Here is a 24763-nt window from a genome sequence, read left to right as displayed (position 1 = left end):
GCCATCAATGGGATATCTGAATAACGTCACGGGTTACCGCGATGATTTACTGGCGAACCGCGCCATTGTGAAACACGGTAACTATGCGCTCTTAACGCCGGACGGTCTGGTGAAAAATATTATTCCCGGCTTTGAAAACTGTGACGTCACCATCCTTTCGACGCCGAAGCTGGGTGCTTCTTTCGTCGATTATCTGGTTACCTTACATCAGAATGGCGGCAACCAGCAGGGCTTTGGCGGCGAGGGGATTGAAACTTTTCTCTATGTCATTACGGGAAATATTGAAGCTAAAGCAGAAGGAAAAACATTCTCTTTAACTCAGGGCGGATACCTCTATTGTCCACCGGGCGAGATGATGACCTTTAGCAACGCTCAAACGGAAGACAGCCAGCTATTTTTATATAAACGCCGCTATACTCCTGTCGAGGGGCATGCACCGTGGTTGGTTTCCGGCAATGCCAGCCAGCTGGAGCGTATTCATTATGAAGGCATGGAAGATGTTATTCTGCTGGATTTCCTGCCTAAAGAGCTGGGCTTCGATATGAATATGCATATTCTGTCTTTCGAACCGGGCGCCAGCCACGGCTATATTGAAACCCACGTCCAGGAACATGGCGCTTATATCCTTTCCGGCCAGGGAGTTTATAACCTCGACAACAACTGGGTGCCGGTGAAAAAAGGCGACTACATCTTCATGGGCGCTTATTCCCTGCAGGCCGGATACGGTGTAGGTCGTGGCGAAGCATTCAGCTACATCTACTCCAAAGACTGTAACCGCGACGTTATGATTTAACGGCGGACAGCCCTCCTGATTATTTTTAATTTAGCTATGTTGGATTTTGCCACGGTGAGAACCGTGGCTTTTTTTATGCTTAACGAGTCCCGATGTCCTGGCCAAGTTTGATGACGCGGGCAATATTACAGGCGCTGTGGTAGAGATTTTGTTCACCGTTCGCCAGAACTTCCGGCAAAGGCGCCAGCCGCGGCAAAATACTGAATACGGCATCAATACCGTGGCGATGGACCACTTCCACGCCGTCGCCCAGTACGCCGGCAATGCCGATAACCGGGACGTGATGCCGTTTCGCCACTGACGCAACGCCTATCGGCGCTTTTCCTCCCGCCGTTTGCGAGTCGATTCGCCCTTCTCCGGTAATCACCAGCGAGGCCTCTTTTACCGCCTCCTCCAACTTCACCGCCTGCATAACAATCTCAATACCGGGCTTCATTTCCGCTTCCAGGAAGACGATAGCAGCAATCCCCATTCCTCCGGCCGCTCCACCGCCCGGTATTTGAGACATGTCGCGTCCGGTCAGGGCATGTAAGACACGGGCATAATTACGTAATCCATTTTCCAGCGTCTCGACCATTTCAGGCGTCGCCCCTTTCTGCGGACCGAATACCGCCGCCGCGCCGCGTGGCCCCACCAACGGGTTATCAACATCACAGGCGACCTCAATACGACACTCTGAAATTCGCGGATCGCACCCCTGCAGGTCAATGCTCGCCAGGCGCGATAAATTGCCCCCTCCGGCGCCAAGCGGCGTTCCCTGCGCGTCCAGAAAACGCACACCGAGCGCCTGCGCTACTCCCATTCCGCCATCCACCGTGGCGCTGCCGCCGATACCCAGAATAATATGGCGAATCCCCGCGTCCAGGGCGTGACGAATCAATTCGCCGGTGCCGAAACTGGATGCCAGCAGCGGATTACGCGCCTCGGGCGCCACCAGCATCAATCCGCTCGCCGCCGCCATTTCAATAATCGCCGTTTTGCCGTCGCCGGTCAGGCCATAAAATCCGTTTACTTTTTCCCCCATCGGCCCGCTAACGTCCACAGAAACCCGTTTCCCGCCGGTCGCAGCCACCATTGCGTCCACGGTTCCTTCTCCACCATCGGCGATCGGTAAACAAACATAGCGCGCATCAGGAAATACGGTTGAAAATCCCGCTTTAATAGCCTGACAGCATTTATCAGCGCTTAAGCTCTCTTTAAATGAATCTGGCGCAATTACAATCTTCATCATGTCTCCTTGTTTTCTCACGTTATTTAATGCGTTCCCACGGAATAAGATTTTCCATAAGCACTGCCAGTAAGATTCCCACCAGTAATCCGTTGCTAAGCAAAGGACGAATCATCAGTGGAAGATCCTGTAAATAGACCGGAGGAAGCCCCATCAAAAAAATGCCGACAAAAAGCGGTAATGCCAGGCGATAAATATTCCGCGCGGTAAACGTAATTTGCTGGCTAAAAACCAAACCGGAATAAAGTAAAGGTAAATAAGAGACCAGCATAACGGCGCTGCTGATCGCCAGTGGAATAGCGCAAAATAAGCGGGTTAACGGCGTTATAATGGCAACCAGCAGACACAGCGCGCTACCGCAGATAAAGGATTTGCGAGAACTGTCGCCGGTTTGCGTTAATAAACCAATGGAAGATACAAAAGGCGAAAAAGGCACGACCGCGAAAGGCACCGTCACTAACGTCATCAGTCCGGAAATCATAAAGCTTCGGCGATAACGAGAACTGCCCGACCCTTGATGCGGATAAAAGATATCGGTACCGCGGATGGCGCCGTAAGTGTTGCTGATGTTGACTAACCCCGTCATCACCGCCGTCACAATAATACCCGGCATCAGCGTGCCGTGGCTGCCCAGCGGAAACCATCGCCAGCTTAATTCACCCGGCGGTAAGTGTGATGAAGGAAAGCATAACCGCCATAGCCCCCACCCGACCACGGTCCCTACCAGTAACGCGTAACGGGAGATACGCTGCTGCAGGAAAATAATCATCGCGAGGATAAAACACATCACCGCGACCGCCAGCCCAAAGGGGGCCAATTTGATTCTGGCGCTGGTATCGGCAATGCCAAAAGGCAGCCCCAGCATGCCTTTAAAAAATATTGAGGTCAGCTGCGCGCCCAAAAGCAGCATGAAAAAAACCATTACCGCCGGCGTAAACAGGCGAGCCAGACGGTGTCCTAAGCCGCTAATGCCGATAAATATCGTCACCATCGCGGAGATCGCGATCCCGACCGACAGGCTGGAGGCGATATCGTTCAACGGCGTGCCGCGAGACGCCTCGCCAAGCGTAATCGTAAGAATAGCGCCCCACCACAACCCTGTCGGCCCTTCCATAATGGCGCGGCGATGGCCGCAAAATGCCTGAACCAGGCAGGCCAACGCGGTGGTCAAAAAAGCGTATTGTGTGAGCATTAACAGGTTATCAGCGGGAAGATGAAAAGCGGACAGCAAGGTAGGGGGAACCACAACCGTGTTACAGAAAATAAAGAAAAACCACTGAAAGCCGGACAATACACTTTCGCGGTTAATAACAGGGAACATATCCACACCTTAAAATAGAGAATGCCCGTCGTGACGACGGGCATTAAATCACACCGGATTACTGCTGATGTTTAAGGATAAACTGACCTTTTGGCGGCACAGGGAAGCCATGCTCGATGTCATAAATAACATCGCCGCGCAAAATCGTTTTGGTAATACGCGCGCCAATAGTACGGCCAACATACGGACTGACTTTATGGCGATATTCCAGATCTTCATTTTTCAGAACATAGCTGCTGTCAGGCTGAATAAAGACCAGGTCAGCATCTTTGCCGGGGGCAATACGTCCTTTATGTTTCAGACCAAAAATATCGGCGGCGTTGGTCGCCATTAATTTGCCAAACATCGGCAACGACATACCGCGTTTTTGCACCGCTTCATCAAACATGACGTCCATGCAGTTTTGCAGTCCGGCAATTCCGCCCCATGCTTGCATGATATTGCCTGCTTTCATTTCCGGAGGGCATGGAGAGTGGTCGGATACCAGGCAGTCGATTTCGCCGTTAAACAGTTTTTCCCACATCCCTTTCTGGTTTTCCTGGTCGCGAATTGGCGGAGAACATTTTGCCAGGGTGCCAATCTCTTCGAACTGATCGGTATCGAGGACAAAATAGTGCGGGCACGATTCACAGGTGACATCCTGACCTTCCTGACGCGCGCGCGTTACTTCCTCTACCCCCTCCGGGCTGCTGATATGGCAAACGTGCAGACGGCAACCTGCCGCTTTCGCCAGATACAGCACGCGACGAATGGCTTCCACTTCAGTAAATACCGGACGTGAGGCGACATAATCATGCGCCGTTACGCGTCCTTCGCGTTTAGCTTCTTCACCTAGCTCATCGCAAATCAGAGCATTTTCGCAATGTACCAATACCGTCTGGTCCATCTCCCCCAGTTTCTGCGCGCCTTTGTAAAACTGCCAGTCATTAACGTCGCGAAAATCATTATCGATGCCACGATCGCCGCAGGTGGCAACAAAGCACTTGAAGCCGACAACGCCCACTTCGTCCAGCTCATGCAGCCGATCCAGGTTATAAGAGACCAAACCGCCCAACTGCGCGGCGTCGATGGTCAATTTACCTTTTGCCGCGTCAAACTTGAGTTCAATCGTCTCACGATCGACCGTCGCCGGCAGCTGATTGAGCGGCATCTCAATCATCGTAGTAATACCGCCTTTCGCCGCCGCGCGCGTACCGGTTTCATAGCCTTCCCAGTGGGTACGGCCCGGTTCAGAAATGTGGGTATGCGCGTCAACCATGCCCGGCGAAACGATCAATCCCGTCGCATCCAGCACATTTTTCGCTTCCCCCAGGTTCTCGCCAATCGCGGCGATTTTTCCGCCCTGGACGGCGATATCGATAACTCTCGCTTCGTTTTCTAAGATGACAGTACCGTTCTTAATAATTAAATCAAAAGACATAACAAACTCCTTGTATGGATACAGATAGTTTTTAAATAGCGCACACTTCATTAAATACGCTTAATGCTTTTTCAATATTTAACCTGCGAGTTTTTTCTCTCCTGTATTTTCAAAACCCGTGCGTTTCTTCAATAGCGCATAAGCAACGAACGCAACTATTACGCCTACAAACCAGGACACGCGGGATAAAGGCTCCAAAAATGGTATAAACTTGCCGCCTAATGACAGAATAACTGCGACCAGGGTGACTGAAAATGCAGTCAGGTTAAATCCATTATCATAATATTTGTAATCACCGCTGGCGGTGTACAGCTCATCAAGATTAATTTTTCCACGCATTACCACAAAATAATGAGCTAACATTACGCCGATTACCGGGCCAAGCATACCGCCGATAATATCGAGAAACAGATAAATACTGTCCTGATTCTCCATTAATTTCCATGGGCAAATCAGTAGACTGATAATACTGGCAATCATTACGCCATTTTTATAGTTAAGCTTTGTCGGGGCAAGCGCCGCAATTTGATACCCCGCAGGTATAATATTACCGGTGGCGTTGGTTGAAATTGTCGTCATCAGAATCACCAGCACCGCAAAGAATGAAGCAAACAGGCTGTCCCAGCGCTGCACAATATCCAGCACGTTCCAGGTATCCATACCATAATGAATACTGGCTCCGGCAATAATGCACACGCTGGCTACGGCGAATAATATATACGCTACGATAAGCCCCAATGTTTGTCCCAATGCCTGAGCGCGAAATGAATGCGCGTTTTGCGTGAAATCGGACGCGCTCACCGCTGGCGCAGCCCAGACGGCGACTACGGCGTTAATCACCACCAGGAACAGAAAGCCGCTGTGCTCTGCTTTTTGCACGCCTGAAGGCAGATAGTCCAGAATCGGGCCAATGCCAACCAGCGATATTGCCCAAATAGCCATGCCGCCAAAGACAATGTAAATACATGGATTGAGGATAGCGGTAAATTTATTTAATACTTTACCACCGCCAAAACCGATGCCAACGTTAATAATCCAAAAAATTAGAAAAGTAATTAGTCCTGGCAGTGAAAGACCCAGCAGCTTGAAATCTCCGCCTAATGTCAGAAATCCTGGCCAGATCTTCCCAATCAAAATAAGAAATGCCAGCGATCCCGCGTAACATTGTAAGCCGAACCACATAATTGCCGCGATTCCCCCTCGCAATAATCCAGGGAATAGCGCGCCGCTGACGCCGTAAGAACCTCGCAATATCATAGCAAAAGGAACGCCATATTTGCTGCCTGCCGCGCCATTCATTACCATCGCCGCCGCAATAAATAATGCGCTGATAATAATGGCCAACATGATATTAAATGTTGATAGCCCCAGTATAAAAAAACCGCCGACCATAACGTAATTTGGCACGTTATGTACAGATCCCATCCATAAGGTGAAATAGTTAAATGCCTTCCAGTTTCGTTGGGTTTCTGTTTTAGGTAATAAGTCTTCGCTATAACCGCGCTGCTGGTATAGCTCTCTTTGATGTTCCATAAATCCCTCTGTTCACGCATCGGATAACGTTGTTATGGGTTTAGCTATGAGGAACAAATAAATATAAAATAAAGAATTAGTAGATATAATTATTTTTAAGCTGAAGCAATACGTTGCGTTGCTTTCTTTTTATATAAAGTGACGACAGCAAAGATCAGCGTTCCGGTGACCACTAAACATGCTGAAATCACAAAACTGATCTCTTTCGACCCCGTTACATCCGAAATAAATCCGGTCAACGTTGGGGCGACAACCGCCGAGCTCATGCCAAAGAAATTAAAAAGGCTGAAAGCTCTTCCCAGACTTTTTGCCGAAGCCTGTTCAGATACAAAGGAGATCAGGATCGGGTCTACCGCCATTTTCCCCAGCAAGCCGTATAGCGTCAGGCTGACCATCAGCATCGTGGTATTCGGGGACAAAACCGTAAACGCCAACATTGCTGCCGCCACAATTTCCAGACCGAGAATAACCTTAACTTTACTGTTACGGAATTTATCTGACAGATGGCTAAAAAATAACGCCCCCGGTACGCCAACCACCGCCACCAGCGCTGATGCCAGCCCGATAGCTCCGCCATCAAATCCTCTTTCAGTCTGTAGATAAGAGGGCAGCCAGGTCACTATCAAATAGTAACCGTAGCAGGTACAGAAATAGAGGAAGTAAACGCTACACAATAAACCAGAGAATAAAGGCGCGCGTTTCTCATCTTCCGTAACGGTTTGGGTTTGCTTTTCCGCTTGCGCAGAGTCGCTTTTGGCTTTACCGCGAATGATCAGCGTAAAGACGCACAGCATGATTACTAATATCGCGGCCACGATATACAGTACATTCTGCCAGGCCATGCTCATGTTTTTTACTAATACGCTGGAACCGATTAAGCCAATCCCCATCCCTATAGCCGACCCGCTGTTGATAATCGCGTTGGCTAATGCCCGACGGGCCTGCGGCACGTTTGCCGAAGAGAGTGAATAAGCCGAGCTAAAGAAAGAAGCGCATCCGCCACCTGCCATTAGCGACCCTATATAGATCATGGTCAGGCCATTGGCTTTCGCGATACAGAGTGTACCAATAATAAAAAGCGTAAATCCGGCCATCAGCATGATTTTTTGACCGAATTTATCGACCAATATTCCGCAAGGGATTTGCATACTGCAGTAAGCAAAAAAGTAAAAACTTGCAATGGCGCCTATTTCAGCATTACTTACATTGTCTAAAGATGCCTGAATTTCTGGATAAATTGGCGTAAGCACGGTGCGATAGATCCAAATCGCTACCCAGCCCAGACTCATTACGACAACAATTTGTTTCCAGTAATCAATTCCGGATTTTTTAGTTTCACTCATGTTCTTCACCTTTACAGAGTGTTCCTTGTGAACAGGTATCGCTGCAGCCGCAGCGATACACATAATTAGGACAATTTATGATTGGCCATTAATTCCAGCGCCTGTACCATTGCCGAATGATCAAGCTGGCTCCCGCCATTTGCCGCACAGGTATTGAATAATTCCTGGCAGGTCGCCGTATTCGGTAAATTCAGCGCCAGCGCTTTTGCGCTTTGCAATGCAAGATTAAGGTCTTTCTGATGAAGCGCGATTTTGAAACCAGGCTCGAACGTCCGGTTGATCATCCGCTCGCCGTGAACTTCCAGAATGCGTGAAGAGGCGAACCCGCCCATTAACGCCTGGCGCACGCGTACCGGATCGGCACCTGCTTTTGAAGCAAACACTAAGGCTTCAGAAACCGCTTCAATATTCAGCGCAACAATAATTTGGTTAGCCACCTTACAGGTTTGCCCATCCCCATTGCCGCCCACCAGGGTGATATTTTTTCCCAGGATGTCAAAGAGCGGTTTAACGCGGTCAAAGACTTTCTGCTCGCCGCCAACCATAATCGACAGAGTGCCTTCACGCGCCCCGATTTCTCCCCCGGAAACCGGGGCATCCAGGTAATCAGCGCCCATTTCATTAACGCGCTGGGCAAAACGTTTGGTTTCGATAGGAGAAATAGAACTCATATCGACGATGGTTTTTCCCTGAAGCGATGTTTTAGCGCAACCGTGTTCGCCAAATAACACCTCTTCAACCTGCGGCGTATCCGGCACCATTATGAAGATAATGTCTGCAAATTCAGTTACCTGACGTGCAGTCTCAACATTTACCGCCCCCAGCGAGAGCAGTTCGTCCGCGACCGGACCAATAGTCGTAACGTGTAATTGATGACCGGCGCGTGCCAAATTGATAGCCATTGGCGAGCCCATAATTCCCAGGCCAATAAATCCCAGTTTCATATACAACCTCTTTTATTGCTTTCGGTGTTTCCAGATTCAGGCAACACAATCCCCTTCCAACACAGTGGAAAAAAAAGCGCTGCCCGAATTATTCTGCGTTTTAACGGTACTGATTAATCCACGATAATCCCGCTTCCGTGGTAGTCAGTGGTTTATATTCACAGCCAACCCAGCCATCATAACCAGACTGTTTAATGACATTAAAAATAAAGTCATAATTAATTTCCCCGGTCCCCGGCTCGCCGCGACGCGGGTTATCAGCAATCTGTAAATGGCCTATTTTATCGGCCCATGCCGTCATGGTTTGCGTTAATTCCCCTTCCATGCGTTGCATGTGATAAATATCATACTGAATTTTGATATTATCGCTGCCGATATCCTTAATTAATGCTAACGCCTGTTGAGTGCCGGTGAGATGGAATCCCGGCATATCAAAGTGATTAATAGGTTCGATAAGTAATAAAATGTCTTCTTTCGCCAGCATATTTGCCGCATAGCGCAGGTTTTCGACCAACGTGTCGTGGATCTCCGTTGCGGAGAATCCTGACGGCGTTTTACCCACCAGACAATTTATTTTCTTATTACCTAACACACGTGCATAGCGGATTGCGGCCGCTACGCCATCGCGAAACTCTTCTTCGCGCCCAGGAATACAGGCAATTCCACGTTCGCCAGCCGCCCAGTCGCCAGCCGGTAAATTATGTAACGTATGTTCCAGATTATTATCCCTGAGCTTACGTTTTAACACTTCGATGTCGTTATCGTAGGGAAACATGAATTCCACGCCGCGAAATCCCGACAACGCCGCTTTATCAAAGCGTTCCAGGAAATCATATTCCGTAAACAGCATAGAAAGATTGGCAGAGAAACGTAACATCGATTACCTCCCTTACTCATATTTCATAAAACAGGTTTCTGTTGGCGCATCTTTCGCACTATCCGCAACCTCTTCAAACTCGGTTACGTTATCCAGTTCGCTGCCCATGGAAATATTGGTTACGCGTTCCAGAATGACTTCCACCACCACCGGAACGCGATATTGCGCCATTAGCGCTTTGGCTTGTTCAAATGCAGGCGCAATATCTTCCGGTTTAAAGACACGAATTGCTTTACAGCCTAACCCTTCCGCCACTTTTACATGGTCAACGCCATAGCCATTCACTTCGCTGGAGTTGATATTTTCAAAGGCGAGCTGCACGCAGTAGTCCATGTCAAATGCGCGTTGCGACTGGCGAATCAGACCAAGATAAGCGTTGTTAACCAGCACATGGATATACGGAATGTTAAACTGCGCGCCGACGGCTAACTCTTCAATCAGGAACTGGAAGTCGAAATCGCCGGAAATCGCCACCACATTGCGTTGCGGATCGGCAGCACAAACCCCTAATGCCGCCGGGATTGTCCAGCCAAGAGGCCCCGCCTGGCCGCAGTTGATCCAGTGTCTGTCTTTAAACACATGCAGCATCTGCGCTGCCGCGATTTGCGACAATCCAATGGTGGTGACATAGCACACATCGCGACCAAAGGCTTTGTTCATCTCTTCATAGACGCGCTGCGGCTTCACTGGCACGTTGTCAAAGTGGGTTTTACGCAGCAAAGTCCGTTTACGCTGCTGGCATTCGTCCACCCAGGTCTTCCGGCATGGCAAACGCCCCGCTTTTTGCATCTCCTGCGCGACATCGATCAGCAACGTTAGCGCTGCTTTGGCGTCAGAAACGATGCCCAGATCCGGGCACAACACGCGGCCAATTTGCGTCGGTTCAATATCGATATGGATGATTTTTCGCCCCTGAGTATATTTCTCAACGGACCCCGTATGACGGTTGGCGAAACGGTTACCGATGCCAAAAACCATATCAGATGCCAGCAGAGTGGCGTTGCCGTAGCGATGCGCCGTTTGCAGGCCGACCATCCCCGCCATTAAGGGGTGATCGTCCGGGATACAGCCCCAGCCCATCAGAGTAGGGATCACCGGTACGCTGGTCAGTTCGGCAAACTGCTGCAGTAGTGGCGCGGCGTCGGCGTTAATAACCCCGCCGCCCGCGACAATTACCGGACGCTCGGACTGAATCAGCATCTCCAGCGCCTTTTCAATCTGTACGCGGCTGGCGGCTGGCTTATATACTGGCAGCGGCTCATACATATCCGGATCGAATTCGATCTCCGCAACCTGAACATCAAACGGTAAATCAACCAGCACAGGACCTGGGCGGCCTGAGCGCATCAGATGAAAAGCCTGTTGTAATACGCGCGGCACCAGCGCCGCCTCACGAACCGTCACTGCCATCTTGCTGACTGGTTTTGCAATCGCTTCAATATCGACTGCCTGGAAATCTTCCTTGTGCAGACGCGCTCGTGGCGCCTGACCGGTAATGCATAAAATCGGGATAGAGTCGGCAGAAGCGGAATAGAGCGCGGTGATCATGTCGGTTCCCGCCGGGCCGGAAGTGCCCAGGCAGACCCCAATATTACCTGCCGCCGCACGTGTGTAGCCCTCAGCCATATGCGAAGCGCCTTCCACATGACGCGCCAGTATATGGCGAATGCCTCCATGCTTACGCATTGCAGAATAGAAGGGGTTGATTGCAGCCCCAGGAACGCCGAATGCTGTGGTGATACCTTCTTTTTCCAGCACATACATTGCCGCATCCACGGCTCTCATTTTTGCCATTTTATTGCTACCTCTTTTTATTGGAAAAAGTTTCCAACTTTTAAAAATTTTAAAAAAGTCCCGCTCCAGCGAGCGGGATGCGGCTCAGGCTACAGGGGGTTTTAGCCCAAGCGCCGTACTGATGTCTTTCGCGGTATCCCGTACCAGTTCCCCCTGGCTGATAAAGCGATCTTCCGTCAGCCGGGAAGCCGGTCCCGATATCGAGATAGCGGCGACCACGCTGCCCGCATCGTCATAGATAGCGGAGGCGATACAATTCAGCCCGACAACATGTTCTTCCTGGTCAACGGTGTAGCCCTGTTCACGCGCCTGCTCCAGATTTTTAAGCAGGATAGGTAAATCCACCAGAGTGGTCGGCGTAAACCGCCGCAAACCGGTATTGACGACGATCCCCACCAGCTCTTCTTCGGTGAGCGGGTAAAGCAGCGCTTTTCCGGCGCCGGAAGCATGTAACGGCAGACGACTCCCTAAGGGCGCGCACATTCTGACCATCGATTTGCACTCCTTTTGACCGATTAACACCGCTTCATTACCGTTGCGAATCGCTACGTTGACCGTCTCGCCAGAAAGCAGCATAAGTCGGTGCATAAAGGGTCCGGCCACCGAGAGGACATCGCGATTATGAATATACGCAGAGCCCACATTAAATACGCCTAAACCAATATGCCACCAGCCAAGCTGGCTATCCTGGTACACAAAATCAGCCGCTTGCAGTACCTTTAACAGGCGAAACGTCGTAGAAAGCGGTAAATCCAGGCTGCCGGAAATATCGCTAACTGATGAACTGCCGCCGCTTCTTTCGAGATATTGCAATATCGCTATGCCCCTCTCCAGCGCCTGAGCGCCTTTCTGCGCAGTCGGCTCTGCCTGTCCTGGCCTGCCGCGTCGTCTTACTTCCGTCATATTTACGTTAACTCCGGCCCAAAATATGAGCATAAACAATGAACAATATGTTCATCTTATGCAAGAAGGCCAATAGCGTCACGCAAAACAGAGTTCATGTGTCGGGATACTTTCAACATCACAGTTATCGCTGCCACCGCGATCCACCGTCAGAAAATCGGTAACCGTCTGCCACGCAAACAGCGGGTGATGCCATACATTACGGTGATAATTGACGCCCTGCCGTCCATTGCTAATAAACGCCCGCAGCGTGGAGAGATCGGGTTTATCATCGCCGAGCGCGACAATAACGACAAAAGCCTCGCCGTTCATCGGCACAAACGCCTGCGTACCTAAAGGATGACGTTCCAGTTCATGTACCACAATAGGCATCGCGGCCGGTTGCGCCCTGTTAATACTGATCAGCGTGCGATCCTGCTCCAGAACTTCAACCTTCGCCAGGTCGTGATATCGCTCAACTAACCCGTTGTTTATATGAAAAAAGTCACGTTCCTGCGTCTCAATAACATCGCCATAGGCGCTGAACGTCTTCTGATCTAACGGTAATACCTCAAGTTTCATTATTTTTCCCTTGTAGCTCGATTCCGTTTAACCGCGGTTTGGACTCTGTCCGGTTTCAATACCATGCAATCTAAAACCTTCGGGATTTAACATCAACATAAAAGTTGGAATATTTTTCCAAAAGTAGATTTAGACCACAAATCAAACATGGCTATTATGTAAAACTACTTAAAAATCATAGGAAAACAATTCTGGTTTTATCAGGATCGTAAGGAGGCGTCTGACGATGTTTGACCCGGAAACACTGCGTACCTTTATCAGCGTTGCCGAAACGGGGAGTTTCTCCAAAGCGGCGGAGCGCCTGTGTAAAACCACGGCAACCATTAGCTACCGCATCAAACTGCTGGAGGAAAATACCGGCGTAGGGCTGTTCTTTCGCACAACGCGAAGCGTCTCGTTGACGGCGGCGGGCTCTCACCTTCTCTCTCAGGCAAAAGACTGGCTTGCGTGGCTGGACAGCATGCCTGACGAGCTACGCCAGGTTAACGACGGCGTAGAGCGTCAGGTCAATATTGTGGTGAATAACCTGCTCTATAGCCCGCAAGCGGTCGCCAGTCTCTTATCGTGGCTTAATGCGCGTTACCCCTTCACTCAGTTTCACTTTTCCCGGCAAATTTATATGGGCGTCTGGGATTCGCTCCTGTATGAAGGTTTTTCGCTGGCGATTGGCGTAACTGGCACCGAGCCGTTGGCTAATACCTTTATGCTCGACCCTTTAGGTTCCGTACAATGGCGTTTTGTAATGTCCGCGGATCATCCTTTAGCTCACGTCAGCGGGCCTCTAACAGAAGCGCAGTTGCGCCGTTTCCCGGCAATTAATATCGAAGACAGCGCGCGTACGCTGACCAAGCGGGTAGCCTGGCGCCTTCCGGGGCAGAAGGAAATTATCGTGCCTGATATGGAAACCAAAATCGCCGCTCATCTGGCAGGCGTCGGTATCGGTTTTGTCCCGCAGCCGCTTTGTCAAACGCTGATCGACAAAAACGAACTGGTAAGCTGTACCATCCCTACGATGCGTCCGCCCTCACCGTTAAGCCTCGCCTGGCATAAATTTGGCGGAGGCAAAGCGGTAGAAGACATTGTGAAATTATTTACCCAACGACAACCCGAAATAGCCGGTTTTTTATCCATTTTCAACACGGTACGCTGTTAAAAATCAAGCCACTTTGCGAATTGGCGCGTAAAATAACGCAAGGGATGATTTAAGGTTACGTTTTACGTTATGCAAGACAGACAAAAAGCACAGGACTATCGCGCGCTCCTCCTTGCCGATACGCCTTTAATTGATGTACGCGCGCCGATTGAGTTTGAACAGGGCGCCATGCCGGGCGCTATCAACCTGCCATTGATGATGGATGACGAGCGGGCCGCCGTCGGCACCTGCTACAAACGTCAGGGCGCGGATGCGGCGTTAGCGTTAGGGCATCGGTTGGTTTGCGGCGACATTCGCCAGCAGCGGCTTGAGGCCTGGAAAGCCGCGTATCAACGTTTCCCCAACGGGTATCTGTGCTGCGCGCGCGGCGGTCAGCGGTCACATATCGTACAACGTTGGCTGCAAGAAACAGGGATTGACTGCCCGCTTATTGAAGGCGGCTATAAAGCGCTGCGCCAGACAGCAATTCAGGCGACCTGGCAACTGGCGCAAAAACCGATACTTTTAATTGGCGGCTGTACGGGCAGCGGCAAAACGCAGCTGGTGCGACAACAGCCCAACGGCGTGGATCTGGAAGGTCTCGCGCGTCATCGCGGCTCCTCTTTTGGCCGCACGCTGAAACCCCAGCTCAGTCAGGCCAGTTTTGAAAACAAGCTTGCCGTTGAATTGCTGAAAATTAACGCGCGTCAGACGCTAAAAAGGTGGGTACTGGAAGATGAAGGGCGAACGATCGGCGCCAACCATCTGCCTGAGTGTTTACGCGAAAGAATGGCGCAGGCCCCCATTGCGGTAGTGGAAGATCCGTTTGCGCTTCGTCTGGAACGACTGCGTGAAGAGTATTTCATCCGTATGCATCACGACTTCACCCACGTCTACGGCGATGAAGCCGGTTGGCAGGCGTATAGTGAATATCTTCATCATGGACTGTTCGCTATTCGCCGCCGTCTGGGGTTGCAACGCTTTGCCGAACTGACGGACACGCTGGATAGGGCGCTGGCAGAGCAATTATCCAGCGGCAGCACCGACGGCCATATGGCATGGCTGGTTCCGCTACTTAACGAATATTACGACCCAATGTATCGCTATCAACTGGAGAAAAAAGCCGCGAATATCGTTTTTCGCGGCCCATGGCAAGACGTTGCCAACTGGCTAAAAGCACAATAGCTTATTTTTATTGCCGGCTGACGCCGGCTTAGTGTCTGTCGCGCTTGTCGGCACGTTTTGCCAGCCAGTCGCCCAGCATCTGAACGACCTGAACCAGCACAATCAGCGCCACTACGGTAACAACCATCACTTCGGTTTCGTAACGGTAGTAGCCATAGCGAATCGCCAGGTCGCCTACCCCGCCGCCGCCGACAATCCCGGCCATCGCCGAGTAGCCGATTAAGCTTACCAATGTAATCGTCAGGCCGCGCAGCAGCCCTGCGCTGGCTTCCGGCAACAGTACGGTACAGATAATACGCATCGGACTAGCGCCGAATGCCAGCGCCGCCTCAATAATCCCTTTATCGACTTCACGGAGCGCGCTATCTACCAGGCGTGCATAAAACGCGATTGCGGCCACCGACAGCGGGACGGAGGCTGCAATCGGGCCAATCGTATTGCCCAGCAAAAGCTGCGTTAGCGGCAGTAACAGCACCAGTAAAATAACAAATGGCACCGAGCGGATAATATTCACCAGAACCGAGGCGACGAGATAAATAAAACGGTTCTGCCAGAACAGATGACGATCGGTGACAAAAATCAGAAAACCGAGCGGTAGACCGCCAAGAATCGCCAGCACCGTTGAAATACTCAACATCTGGAAAGTTTCATTGAACGCCAGCGTTAAATCCGGCAATAAATCATCCACGGATCACCTCCACCTGTGCGGTACGTTGACGGATATGCTCCACGGCGGCGGCCACCGCCGTTGGATTATGCGGCGCGGTTAATTGCACCACCAGAATGCCCAACGCGCGTTCGCCGATATATTCAATCTTGCCATGCAGGATATTGACCGCGACGCCAAACTTGATCGCCACCTCTGACAGTACCGGCTGCTCCGCCGAATCGCCGATAAACAAAATTTTCAGCAACTGCCCGGGCAGGTGTTCCCGTAAACGTTCCGGCAGGGTCAAATTAAGGGTATGAGACACCAGTTGCTGTGTGAAAGCGTGTTGCGGGTGGGCAAACACATCAAACACCTCGCCCGATTCCACAACCTTACCGCCCGACATCACCGCCACGCGATCGCAAATAGATTTGATCACGTTCATTTCATGGGTGATCAGTACAATAGTAATCCCGAGCTGTGCGTTGATCTGTCTGAGCAGAGCCAGAATCGTGGCGGAAGTTTCCAGATCCAAAGCGGAAGTCGGTTCGTCACACAGCAAAACATCCGGATGGTTAGCGATGGCGCGGGCTATCCCCACCCGCTGTTTTTGCCCGCCGCTGAGCTGTACCGGAAAACGGTTCGCTTTATCGGCAAGGCCCACCAGCGTTAAAATTTCCGCCACCCGTGGCGCGATTTTGCTGCGTTCCCAGCCAGCCGCTTTCAGGCTAAACGCCACGTTTTGCGCCACTGTCCGGGTATGCATTAAGTTAAAATGCTGGAAAATCATACCAATACGCTGCCGCGCCTGACGTAACGCTTTTCCGTCCAGCGCCGAAATTTCCACGCCGTTGACGTTGACGCGCCCCTGGCTGGGACGCGTTAAGGCGTTCAGGGTACGCAGCAGAGTGCTTTTTCCTGCGCCGCTGGTACCGACAATGCCAAAAATCTCGCCTGCGGCGATATGCAGGCTCACATCATCCACCGCGCGCGTGGGGGTACCGCGACCGGCGGTAAAATCGACGCAGACTTTTTCTATTTCAATCATATTCACCTCAGAAATTGGGGATGGCTACCGCTGCGATCAGGGTGTCGCGGTCATCCATTCCGGTTTCTGGAAGGCGCTATAAATATTCTTTGGATCGTCGATGACCGCGCGATAAGCCGGCGATTTCACCGCCTCGACAATATCTTTGGCAAACGGCTTATCGGCATCTTCACTGCGTACCGCAATGATATTTTTCAGATTCTCATCCAGGTGTTCCTGCTTAATCGCGCTGGAGAGATCCAGTCCTGCCGCCACCGCAAAGTTCCCGTTAACCAGCGCGCCGGTCACGCCATCCAGCGTGCGCGGTAGCTGTGCGGCTTCCAGCGGTTTGAAAACCAGTCCTTTTGGATTGCTGGCGATATCTCGTTCAGAGGCTTTGGTCGGATCGATATTGTCCTTAATCGTGATGAGCCCCAACGATTGCAGGAAGCGAAGGCCGCGCGCCAGGTTGGTCGGATCGTTGGAGAGAGTAATAATGTCCCCTTTTTTAAGCGCATCCAGACTGTTGATTTTACGTGAATAGAAGCCCATCCCAGCGGTCGGTACCACAATAAGTTTGCTGAGCTTCAGCCCTTTGTCAGCGGTGAATTTGTCAAAATAGAGGGTATGTTGAAAGAGGTTGGCGTCAATGCTGCCGTTAGCTAACGCCATATTGGGCTGGACATAGTCGCTAAACTCGCGCACCACAACCTTATACCCTTTTTCTTTTAATGTCGGCGCAATCGCCTGCTTCACCATGTCGCCATACGGCCCTGGCGCGACGCCAAATACGATCGTTTGCGGGGAACCATCGGCATGGGCAAACTGTAATCCGCAGGCCAGTAATAGCGTGCTGGCCGCAATGCGTAAACTCTGACGCAATCCCATAATTTCTCCATTTTAAATAGTGTGATGCTGTGCCGGATGCCGTTCATGCGGCATCGTCTGTTTTGGCCCAAACGAAAGGCTATTTCTTAACATGACACAGATCACAGCCTGCTGTCCTTGAAATTATTTCATGATGTTTCCTGGTGTGTCGTTAAATGTACGAGGCAGGCGCTCAGGCGTGTGTCAGGCGGGAATGGCGTAAAGGAAAATGCCGGATAAGAGGTCTTAACGCCAACATCCGGCAGAGGAAAACGCTTTAGAAATCGTAACGCAGACGCACCAGGTTCATATCGCCCAGATTGTCAGTGCTGGAGGTGAAAACATGTTCATAATCAACGCGGAAACCATAATCCAGTTGGAAGGTGATCCCCACGCCGTTATCGGTGCGCAGATAGTCGCGGCCATTCACATATTCAATGCGGTCGCCCATAAAGTACGGTTGAATAGCTTTCACGGCATACTGACCAATCGGGAAAGCGTAACCGACAAAATATTCCAGACCCCACGCATCGCCGGCAAAGTAATCATTCACAGACACTTTTTTGGTCGTCATAAAGTTCTGATACCAACCGCCGCCTGCGGCGATAGTCCAGTTTTCCGGCGTCCAGCTTAATGCGGTACCGACAATATTTTGATCGTAAGTTTTATTGCCGTTGCCGCGCATCTCCGCACGGGTATAGTTCCATGCCGTCCCCCAGGTCAGATCGTCGGTGAGATGGTAATCCGCGCCTAAAGAACCGCCGCCTTTACGCTTGTAATTCAGGCCGTTATTGGCATTATAATCGTCGCTGAACAGATAAGATGCGTAGAGATCGACATTGCCAATGCTTTTCTTGTACTTCAATGACTTACGCGTGCGATAAGAACCATCGTAGTCGCCGTTAATCCCGTTGCCCGGCGCCTGACCTATCATGTCGTAATCCCAGATATCGGTTTTTACGCCCACCACATCGTAATAAATGCTGTTCTGTTGACCGAAGGTCAGCGTTCCCCACGTCGCGCTCTTGAAGCCGGTATACAGCATACGGCGAGTGGTATCAGTCGCGCCCTTCGCATAATGGTTATCCCAGTCAAATACCGCAGGGATATTGACGCCCAGCTCGTAATAGCTAATCCAACTGATATCATCAAACAGATAATAATCCGCGGCGAAGCGGAAACGCGTCCCGCCATCAAAACCATTACGTTTATAACCGTTCGCGCCGTCATTGCCGGTCATATTCTGGAACTGCGGACGAATACTCCCGCCAACGGTGAAATTGAGTCGGCTGAGTGGATTACCCGCCTGGGGATCTTGTTTTAAAACGGTGATTTCCGCCTGAGTGGCGAAAGGCATGAAAGCCACTGCCGCGCCGATCGATGCCGCCAACGCTGTTATTTTAATTGTCATTATATTTTCCTTGATAGATAGCCAATCCAAATCATTTAGCAGGCAAATAATAACTGTTATAAAACCTTACGTGTTGTGTATTTTTTAATGATTTGTGCTACTAAAAATCAAGGAGTTATCAATTTGTGCGACTAAAAAAGTACGCGCCGTTTTAAAAACCGGCGCGAAATTATTCACATCATGAATCATCCGCTAAACTGTCGGAATAGCGCTTTGCCTTTCAGCAAACGAACGCCAAGCCAGCCGCCGCATACGGAAAGCAGCAGCGCGCCGCAAAACGGCAGTGCGCCCCATAAACGCCAGTCCGGCTCCCAGGGGAAATCAAAAACGTTGATTTGTAAGATCGCCAGCGCCGTTTCCGCGCCAATCGCGGCGACCAGCCCGGCAACTAACCCCAGCATGGCGAATTCGCACCAGAGTGTGGTACGCAACAGTTTCTTTCCGGCTCCTAACGTGCGCCACACCACCAGCTCCTGATGGCGCTGACGCATCCCGACCTGTACCTGAGCCAGTAATAGCAACATGCCGCAGAGGGTGACTAGCACAACCATCACCTCCAGCGCCCGACTGACCTGCTCCAGCACCTGTCCCACCTGTTTCAGGATCGCCCCGATATCTAACAGGCTGACGGTAGGAAACTCGCGGTTAAGCTGCGTTAACATGCCGTTGCCATTCTCCCAGCGAAAACTGGTCAACCAGCTTTGTGGTTGCCCGTCCAGCGCCCCGGAAGGAAAAATGAAGAAAAAGTTGGGCCGCAGGCTTTCCCAGTCCACTTGACGCAGGCTGGTGACTTTAGCGCTAAATGCCTGGGTATCGCCCATAAAGGTTACGCTATCGCCGAGTTTGACGTTCAGCCGCTTCGCCAGCCCCTCTTCCATAGAGACTTCGCCCGATTTTGGTGGCCAGTGACCGGCGACCAGCGGATTATGCGCCGGGCGCGTATCCTGCCAGGTCAAATTCAGTTCACGGTTGAGCGACTCATCCTGCTGGCCTTCCGTCGGATTACCGTTTATCTTCGTTAACCGCGCCCGCACAATCGGATAAAACGTCTGCGGAATCACCTGATGTTCCGCCAAAAAGGCTTTCAGCGGCGCGACCTGTTCTGAAGCAATATTGATAAGGAAATAGTTCGGACTTTCCGGCGGGAGCTGCTGTTGCCAGCGATCAAGGAGGTCGCCGCGCAGCACCAGCAAGAGCGCCAGCAGCATAAACGAAAGCGAAAACGCCGAAAGCTGACTCAACGTTGACCACGGCTGACGCAGAAGTCGGCTGACGGCCAGACGCAGCGGTAGCGACGTCAACGTCATGCCGCGCAGCACGTTAAGCAGCATCCAGCCCACCAGACCGCACAGCAGCGCCAGTATCACGGCGCCCGCCAGAACCGCCCACAACAGCATGCTTCCGCCCATCAATCCGGCGAGCAGCGCCACCACGACGGCGCAGGCAACAGGCAAATAAATTTTTAACGGCCAGACGCGAGCAACAACATCGCGGCGCAGCACCCGTAGCGGCTGGGTCGCCAGCAACAATCGATAAGGCCGTAAACCGACCAGCAGAGAGATGACCGTCATCGCGCCCAGCGCCCACAGCCAGGGCCACAGGCTGGCGGGCGGCAAATCGGCGGGCAGTACCGGTTTTAGCAGCACCAGCAATATGTTTTCAAACAGTAATCCAATCGCGCCTCCCGTGACGGCGGAAAGCCCCAGCACCATCAACCACTGTCCGATGATAAGTTTACGCAACTGGGCCCGGCCCGCGCCCAACGTTTTTAAAATCGCCACCAGATCGTAGCGGCTACGGCAGTAATGGCTCATCGCCACCGCGACGGCAGCTACCGCCAGCAGTAGCGTTAATAACGCCGAAAGCAGCAAAAACTGCTGCGAACGTTCGAGCGATTTCCCCAATGCCCCGTCATCCTGCTCCAGTCCGTACCAGCGATGTTCCGGTTTAAGCTGCGGTAACAGCCAGCTTTCATAGCCAGCAAGCTGTTGCGGCGTTCCGCCGAATTTATACCGCCACATCACGCGGCTCCCCGGCTGTATCGCACCGGTTTTTGCCACATCGGCCATATTCATCATCAGACGCGGCGCCATCTGAAAAGGGTTAAACCCGGAATCCGGCTCCTGCACCACTTCACCGGCAATACGCAAGGTCACGTCGCCGACATCAATGGTATCGCCCGTTTTCAAATTAAGCAGCGCCATCAGACGCGGCGCCAGCAGTACGCTACCCGGCTGCGGTTTCACTCCGCCTGGACGGGTTTGCAATTCGCCGTACATCGGATAAACGCTATCTACCGCCTTCACGCTGGCCAGTTGCGGCGTATCGCCGGCAAACGTCATGGTCGCAAAGGTTAACTGCTCGCCCACGTTAAGGCCGCGTTTACGCGCCTCTTCAAGCCAGGCTTTCGGTACCTCCCGCGAACTTTGCAGCGTCCGATCGCCTGCCATAAACTCGCGGCTTTGCTGACTTAACCCTTTTTCCATCCGGTCGCTGATACTGCCGAGCGCCAGTACGCAGGCCACCGCCAGACTCAACGCCAGCCAGACAATAATCAGCGACGGCGAGCGCCATTCGCGCCAGAACCAGCGAGCTATCATGCCTCCTCCTGTAACTGACCGTTGACCAACCGCAGCCGCCGGTCGCAGCGCGCCGCCAGCGCCGGGTCGTGCGTCACCAGAATCAGCGTGGTGCCGTGTTCGCGGTTAAGCGAAAATAGCAGGTCGGCGATTTTATCTCCGGTCTGACGGTCAAGGTTGCCCGTCGGCTCATCGGCAAACAGCACATCAGGACGCCCGTTAAACGCGCGCGCCAGCGCTACGCGCTGCTGTTCGCCGCCGGAAAGCTGTGCCGGAAGGTGGTCAAGCCGTTTTCCCAGTCCCAGTTGTTCGAGCAGCGCTTTCGCCCCCGCCTTACTCTGACCGCTGTTTTCACCGCGTAGCAGGGCCGGTAGCTCAACGTTTTCCAGCGCGTTAAGCGTAGGAATAAGCATGAAGGATTGAAAAACAAAACCGACATGCTGAGCGCGAAGCTGCGCCCGCGCCTCTTCGTCCATCTGGTGAAGCGGTTTCCCGACCAGACTGACCTCTCCGCTACTGCCGTCATCCAGTCCGGCGAGAATCGCCAGCAGCGTAGATTTTCCCGATCCTGATTCGCCAATCAGCGCAATGGTTTCACCGCGTTTGACAACCAGTTCAACTCCGGTAAGGATGGAAAGCTCATGCTCACCCTGACCGACGGACTTCCTGAGACGATGAACTTCAACACTGTTTTCCGCTGGCATTTGCCCTTCCTGTTTTTGATCCTGTTAACTTTCCGTGCCGCCGCCGCAGACACCTTATTAATTCTGGGCGATAGCCTCAGCGCCGGTTACCGTATGGCCGCCAGCGCGGCATGGCCGTCGCTCCTTAATGATAAATGGCAAAACAAAACGTCGGTCGTTAATGCCAGTATAAGCGGTGATACCTCGCAGCAGGGACTGGCGCGTTTGCCGGCGCTGTTGCAACAGCATCACCCGCGCTGGGTAGTGGTGGAACTTGGCGGCAACGATGGCCTACGCGGTTTTGCGCCTGCGCAAACCGAACAGACGCTACGTAAAATCATTCAGACGGTGAAAGCCGCCGATGCCCAACCGTTACTGATGCAAATTCATCTGCCCGCAAACTACGGTCGCCGTTATAATGAATCCTTTAGCGCCATTTATCCTAAGCTCGCCAAAGAGTTCGATATTCCTCTGTTACCGTTTTTTATGGAAGAGGTATATCTGAAACCGCAGTGGATGCAGGATGACGGCATTCATCCCAACCGCGACGCCCAGCCGTTTATTGCCGACTGGATGGCGAAGCAGTTGACCCCTTTTCTCTCCTGAATAATTCGAGTTGCATGAAGGCGGCACGTAAGAGAATTTCCAGGAGCATAGATACCTATGTGACTGGAGTAAACGAACGCACAGGCAACTTGAAGTATGACGGATATAGTTAACCACGACTCTTAAATCAACGGAGATCCTGACAGGTAAAGTTATGCAAAAATCGGTCTTAATAACAGGATGTTCCAGCGGAATCGGTCTGGACAGCGCGCTTGAGCTTAAACGCCAGGGCTTTCAAATCCTGGCGGGCTGCCGCAAACCTGATGATGTCGCCCGGATGAACAGTATGGGATTTACCGGCGTGTTGATCGATCTCGACTCCCCTGAAAGCGTGGATCGTGCCGCCGATGAAGTGATCGCCCTGACCGATAATCGTCTGTATGGGATCTTTAACAATGCCGGCTACGGCGTGTATGGCCCCCTTTCCACCATCAGCCGTGAGCAGATGGAGCAACAGTTTTCCAGTAATTTCTTCGGCGCGCATCAGCTTACCATGCGCTTACTTCCCGCCATGTTGCCGCATGGCGAAGGACGCATTGTGATGACCTCATCGGTGATGGGGCTGATTTCCACCCCAGGGCGCGGCGCTTACGCCGCCAGCAAATATGCGCTCGAAGCCTGGTCTGACGCGCTACGTATGGAGCTACGGCACACAGGCATTAAAGTGAGCCTGATAGAACCGGGGCCGATTCGTACCCGTTTTACGGATAACGTTAACCAGACGCAGCGTGATAAACCGGTAGAAAATCCCGGCATCGCCGCACGTTTCACCCGCGATCCTGACGCGGTAGTAGCGAAAGTGCGTCATGCTTTTGCAAGCGATAAACCCAGGCTGCGCTATCCCGTTACGCTGGTCACCTGGGCGGTGATGGCGCTGAAACGCCTATTGCCGGGCCGGATGCTGGATAAAATTTTACAAAACTGAGTTGAAGCGCGCCAGTCAGCCCCCATGTAAACGTGACACAGACAAAAGAGAGCGACGCCATGTCCGTACAGAACATTGTCAATATTAATGAATCCAACCTGCAGCAGACCTTAGAGCAGTCCATGACCACGCCGGTACTGTTCTATTTCTGGTCTGAACGCAGCCAACACTGTCTGCAATTAACGCCAGTGCTGGAAAGTCTGGCTGCCCAGTACCACGGTCAGTTTATTCTGGCAAAGCTGGACTGCGACGCCGAACAGATGATCGCCGCTCAGTTTGGTCTGCGCGCCATCCCGACAGTCTATCTGTTCCAGAATGGCCAACCGGTCGATGGTTTCCAGGGGCCGCAGCCGGAAGAGGCGATCCGCGCTCTGCTGGATAAAGTACTGCCGCGTGAAGAAGAGCTAAAAGCGCAACAAGCGATGCAGTTAATGCAGGAGGGCAACTACATTGACGCGCTGCCGTTGCTCAAAGACGCCTGGCAGCTCTCTTCGCAGAACAGTGAGATTGGCCTGTTACTGGCGGAAGCGCAAATTGCGCTGAACCGCTCTGAAGAGGCCGAAGCGGTGTTAAAAACTATCCCGCTACAGGATCAGGATACCCGTTATCAGGGGCTGGTTGCGCAGATCGAACTGCTTAAACAGGCGGCGGATACGCCGGAAATTCAGCAACTTCAGCAGCAAGTCGCGGAGAATCCGCAGGATGCGGCTTTGGCAACGCAACTGGCGTTGCAGTTGCACCAGGTCGGACGTAATGAAGAAGCGCTGGAATTGCTGTTCAGCCATCTGAGAAAAGATCTTACCGCCGCCGAGGGACAGACGCGCAAAACCTTCCAGGAGATCCTTGCCGCGCTCGGCACCGGCGACGCGCTGGCGTCGAAATACCGCCGCCAGTTGTACGCGCTACTGTATTAATCCTCTCTTGCCTGATGGCGCGCTTATCTGGCCTACCTGTCGTCCTCAGGCCGGATAAGGCGCTTGCG

At 52.1% G+C, this 24763-nt stretch carries 22 protein-coding genes; 6 read left to right on the top strand and 16 right to left on the bottom strand.

From position 1 onward, the window contains the following. Positions 1-7: 7 nt before the first annotated feature. Entirely contained in the window at positions 8-793 is a 786-nt protein-coding gene (gene allE, locus NBA72_RS06775) for a (S)-ureidoglycine aminohydrolase (RefSeq protein ID WP_000540985.1), read from the top strand. Between the two features lie 79 nt (positions 794-872). Here allE and glxK read toward each other — a convergent pair whose 3' ends face one another. From glxK to allA, 10 genes are all read right to left on the bottom strand, one after another. Further along, the gene (gene glxK, locus NBA72_RS06770) at positions 873-2021 is read right to left on the bottom strand and encodes a glycerate 3-kinase (RefSeq protein ID WP_000706331.1); all 1149 of its coding nucleotides are present in this window, start codon (positions 2019-2021) and stop codon (positions 873-875) included. A 22-nt stretch (positions 2022-2043) separates the two neighbouring features. Next, positions 2044-3342: a uracil/xanthine transporter gene (locus NBA72_RS06765; protein ID WP_000484506.1), complete on the bottom strand. Its 1299-nt coding sequence runs from the start codon at positions 3340-3342 to the stop codon at positions 2044-2046. A 58-nt stretch (positions 3343-3400) separates the two neighbouring features. Then, entirely contained in the window at positions 3401-4762 is a 1362-nt protein-coding gene (gene allB / locus NBA72_RS06760) for an allantoinase AllB (RefSeq protein ID WP_000006865.1), read from the bottom strand. Positions 4763-4840: 78 nt separating this feature from the next. Further along, the gene (locus NBA72_RS06755) at positions 4841-6295 is read right to left on the bottom strand and encodes an allantoin transporter (RefSeq protein WP_439004994.1); all 1455 of its coding nucleotides are present in this window, start codon (positions 6293-6295) and stop codon (positions 4841-4843) included. 95 nt (positions 6296-6390) lie between these two features. Continuing rightward, positions 6391-7638 (bottom strand): MFS transporter, encoded by a 1248-nt coding sequence (locus NBA72_RS06750; protein ID WP_000005070.1) that lies wholly within the window; start codon positions 7636-7638, stop codon positions 6391-6393. Between the two features lie 65 nt (positions 7639-7703). After that, positions 7704-8582, bottom strand: coding sequence for a 2-hydroxy-3-oxopropionate reductase (glxR, locus tag NBA72_RS06745; RefSeq protein ID WP_000765815.1), 879 nt, complete (start codon positions 8580-8582; stop codon positions 7704-7706). A 100-nt stretch (positions 8583-8682) separates the two neighbouring features. After that, positions 8683-9459 carry a hydroxypyruvate isomerase Gip gene (gip, locus tag NBA72_RS06740; RefSeq protein WP_000943594.1) on the bottom strand — a complete coding sequence of 259 codons (777 nt, stop codon included), beginning with the start codon at positions 9457-9459 and terminating at the stop codon, positions 8683-8685. A 12-nt stretch (positions 9460-9471) separates the two neighbouring features. After that, positions 9472-11253, bottom strand: coding sequence for a glyoxylate carboligase (gene gcl, locus NBA72_RS06735; RefSeq protein ID WP_001096868.1), 1782 nt, complete (start codon positions 11251-11253; stop codon positions 9472-9474). A gap of 84 nt (positions 11254-11337) precedes the next feature. Further along, positions 11338-12156, bottom strand: coding sequence for an HTH-type transcriptional repressor AllR (gene allR / locus NBA72_RS06730; protein WP_000141265.1), 819 nt, complete (start codon positions 12154-12156; stop codon positions 11338-11340). A 78-nt stretch (positions 12157-12234) separates the two neighbouring features. Then, a complete protein-coding gene (gene allA / locus NBA72_RS06725) occupies positions 12235-12717 on the bottom strand; it encodes an ureidoglycolate lyase (RefSeq protein ID WP_000764659.1) in 483 nt (160 codons plus the stop codon). A gap of 226 nt (positions 12718-12943) precedes the next feature. Here allA and allS point away from each other — a divergent pair, with 226 nt between their 5' ends. Then, positions 12944-13870 (top strand): HTH-type transcriptional activator AllS, encoded by a 927-nt coding sequence (allS, locus tag NBA72_RS06720; protein WP_000460169.1) that lies wholly within the window; start codon positions 12944-12946, stop codon positions 13868-13870. Positions 13871-13939: 69 nt separating this feature from the next. Next, positions 13940-15034 (top strand): tRNA 2-selenouridine(34) synthase MnmH, encoded by a 1095-nt coding sequence (gene mnmH, locus NBA72_RS06715; RefSeq protein ID WP_042948097.1) that lies wholly within the window; start codon positions 13940-13942, stop codon positions 15032-15034. A 28-nt stretch (positions 15035-15062) separates the two neighbouring features. On the opposite strand, the gene NBA72_RS06710 is transcribed toward mnmH, so the two are convergent. The 6 genes from NBA72_RS06710 to ybbA all read right to left on the bottom strand — a co-directional run bounded on the left by NBA72_RS06710 (position 15063) and on the right by ybbA (position 22271). After that, positions 15063-15722: a methionine ABC transporter permease gene (locus tag NBA72_RS06710; RefSeq protein WP_000342247.1), complete on the bottom strand. Its 660-nt coding sequence runs from the start codon at positions 15720-15722 to the stop codon at positions 15063-15065. Then, positions 15715-16731, bottom strand: coding sequence for a virulence-associated ABC transporter ATP-binding protein SfbB (gene sfbB / locus NBA72_RS06705; RefSeq protein WP_000569660.1), 1017 nt, complete (start codon positions 16729-16731; stop codon positions 15715-15717). Before sfbB ends, NBA72_RS06710 begins: the two co-directional genes overlap by 8 nt. Positions 16732-16767: 36 nt before the next feature. Continuing rightward, positions 16768-17598, bottom strand: a complete 831-nt coding sequence (locus NBA72_RS06700; RefSeq protein WP_000524311.1) for a MetQ/NlpA family ABC transporter substrate-binding protein — start codon at positions 17596-17598, stop codon at positions 16768-16770. 256 nt (positions 17599-17854) lie between these two features. Next, the gene (locus tag NBA72_RS06695; protein WP_000152869.1) at positions 17855-18988 is read right to left on the bottom strand and encodes a porin; all 1134 of its coding nucleotides are present in this window, start codon (positions 18986-18988) and stop codon (positions 17855-17857) included. A 185-nt stretch (positions 18989-19173) separates the two neighbouring features. Next, positions 19174-21588, bottom strand: coding sequence for a putative ABC transporter permease subunit YbbP (gene ybbP, locus NBA72_RS06690; protein WP_042948104.1), 2415 nt, complete (start codon positions 21586-21588; stop codon positions 19174-19176). Next, positions 21585-22271 carry a putative ABC transporter ATP-binding protein YbbA gene (ybbA, locus tag NBA72_RS06685; RefSeq protein ID WP_001110598.1) on the bottom strand — a complete coding sequence of 229 codons (687 nt, stop codon included), beginning with the start codon at positions 22269-22271 and terminating at the stop codon, positions 21585-21587. Before ybbA ends, ybbP begins: the two co-directional genes overlap by 4 nt. Here ybbA and tesA point away from each other — a divergent pair. The 3 genes from tesA to cnoX all read left to right on the top strand — a co-directional run bounded on the left by tesA (position 22242) and on the right by cnoX (position 24695). After that, on the top strand, positions 22242-22856 hold the full coding sequence (gene tesA, locus NBA72_RS06680) for a multifunctional acyl-CoA thioesterase I/protease I/lysophospholipase L1 (protein ID WP_001010574.1): 615 nt from the start codon (positions 22242-22244) through the stop codon (positions 22854-22856). The genes ybbA and tesA overlap by 30 nt on opposite strands. Before the next feature lie 154 nt (positions 22857-23010). After that, positions 23011-23781, top strand: a complete 771-nt coding sequence (locus NBA72_RS06675) for an SDR family oxidoreductase (protein WP_042948108.1) — start codon at positions 23011-23013, stop codon at positions 23779-23781. A 59-nt stretch (positions 23782-23840) separates the two neighbouring features. Next, positions 23841-24695 (top strand): chaperedoxin, encoded by an 855-nt coding sequence (cnoX, locus tag NBA72_RS06670; protein ID WP_000116061.1) that lies wholly within the window; start codon positions 23841-23843, stop codon positions 24693-24695. Positions 24696-24763: the final 68 nt, after the last annotated feature.

The organism is Salmonella sp. NW1250 (assembly GCF_051812965.1).
Taxonomy (GTDB): domain Bacteria; phylum Pseudomonadota; class Gammaproteobacteria; order Enterobacterales; family Enterobacteriaceae; genus Salmonella; species Salmonella enterica.
The sequence above is the reverse complement of the archived record's forward strand: the minus strand, read 5'-3'. Positions and strand labels throughout refer to the sequence as shown.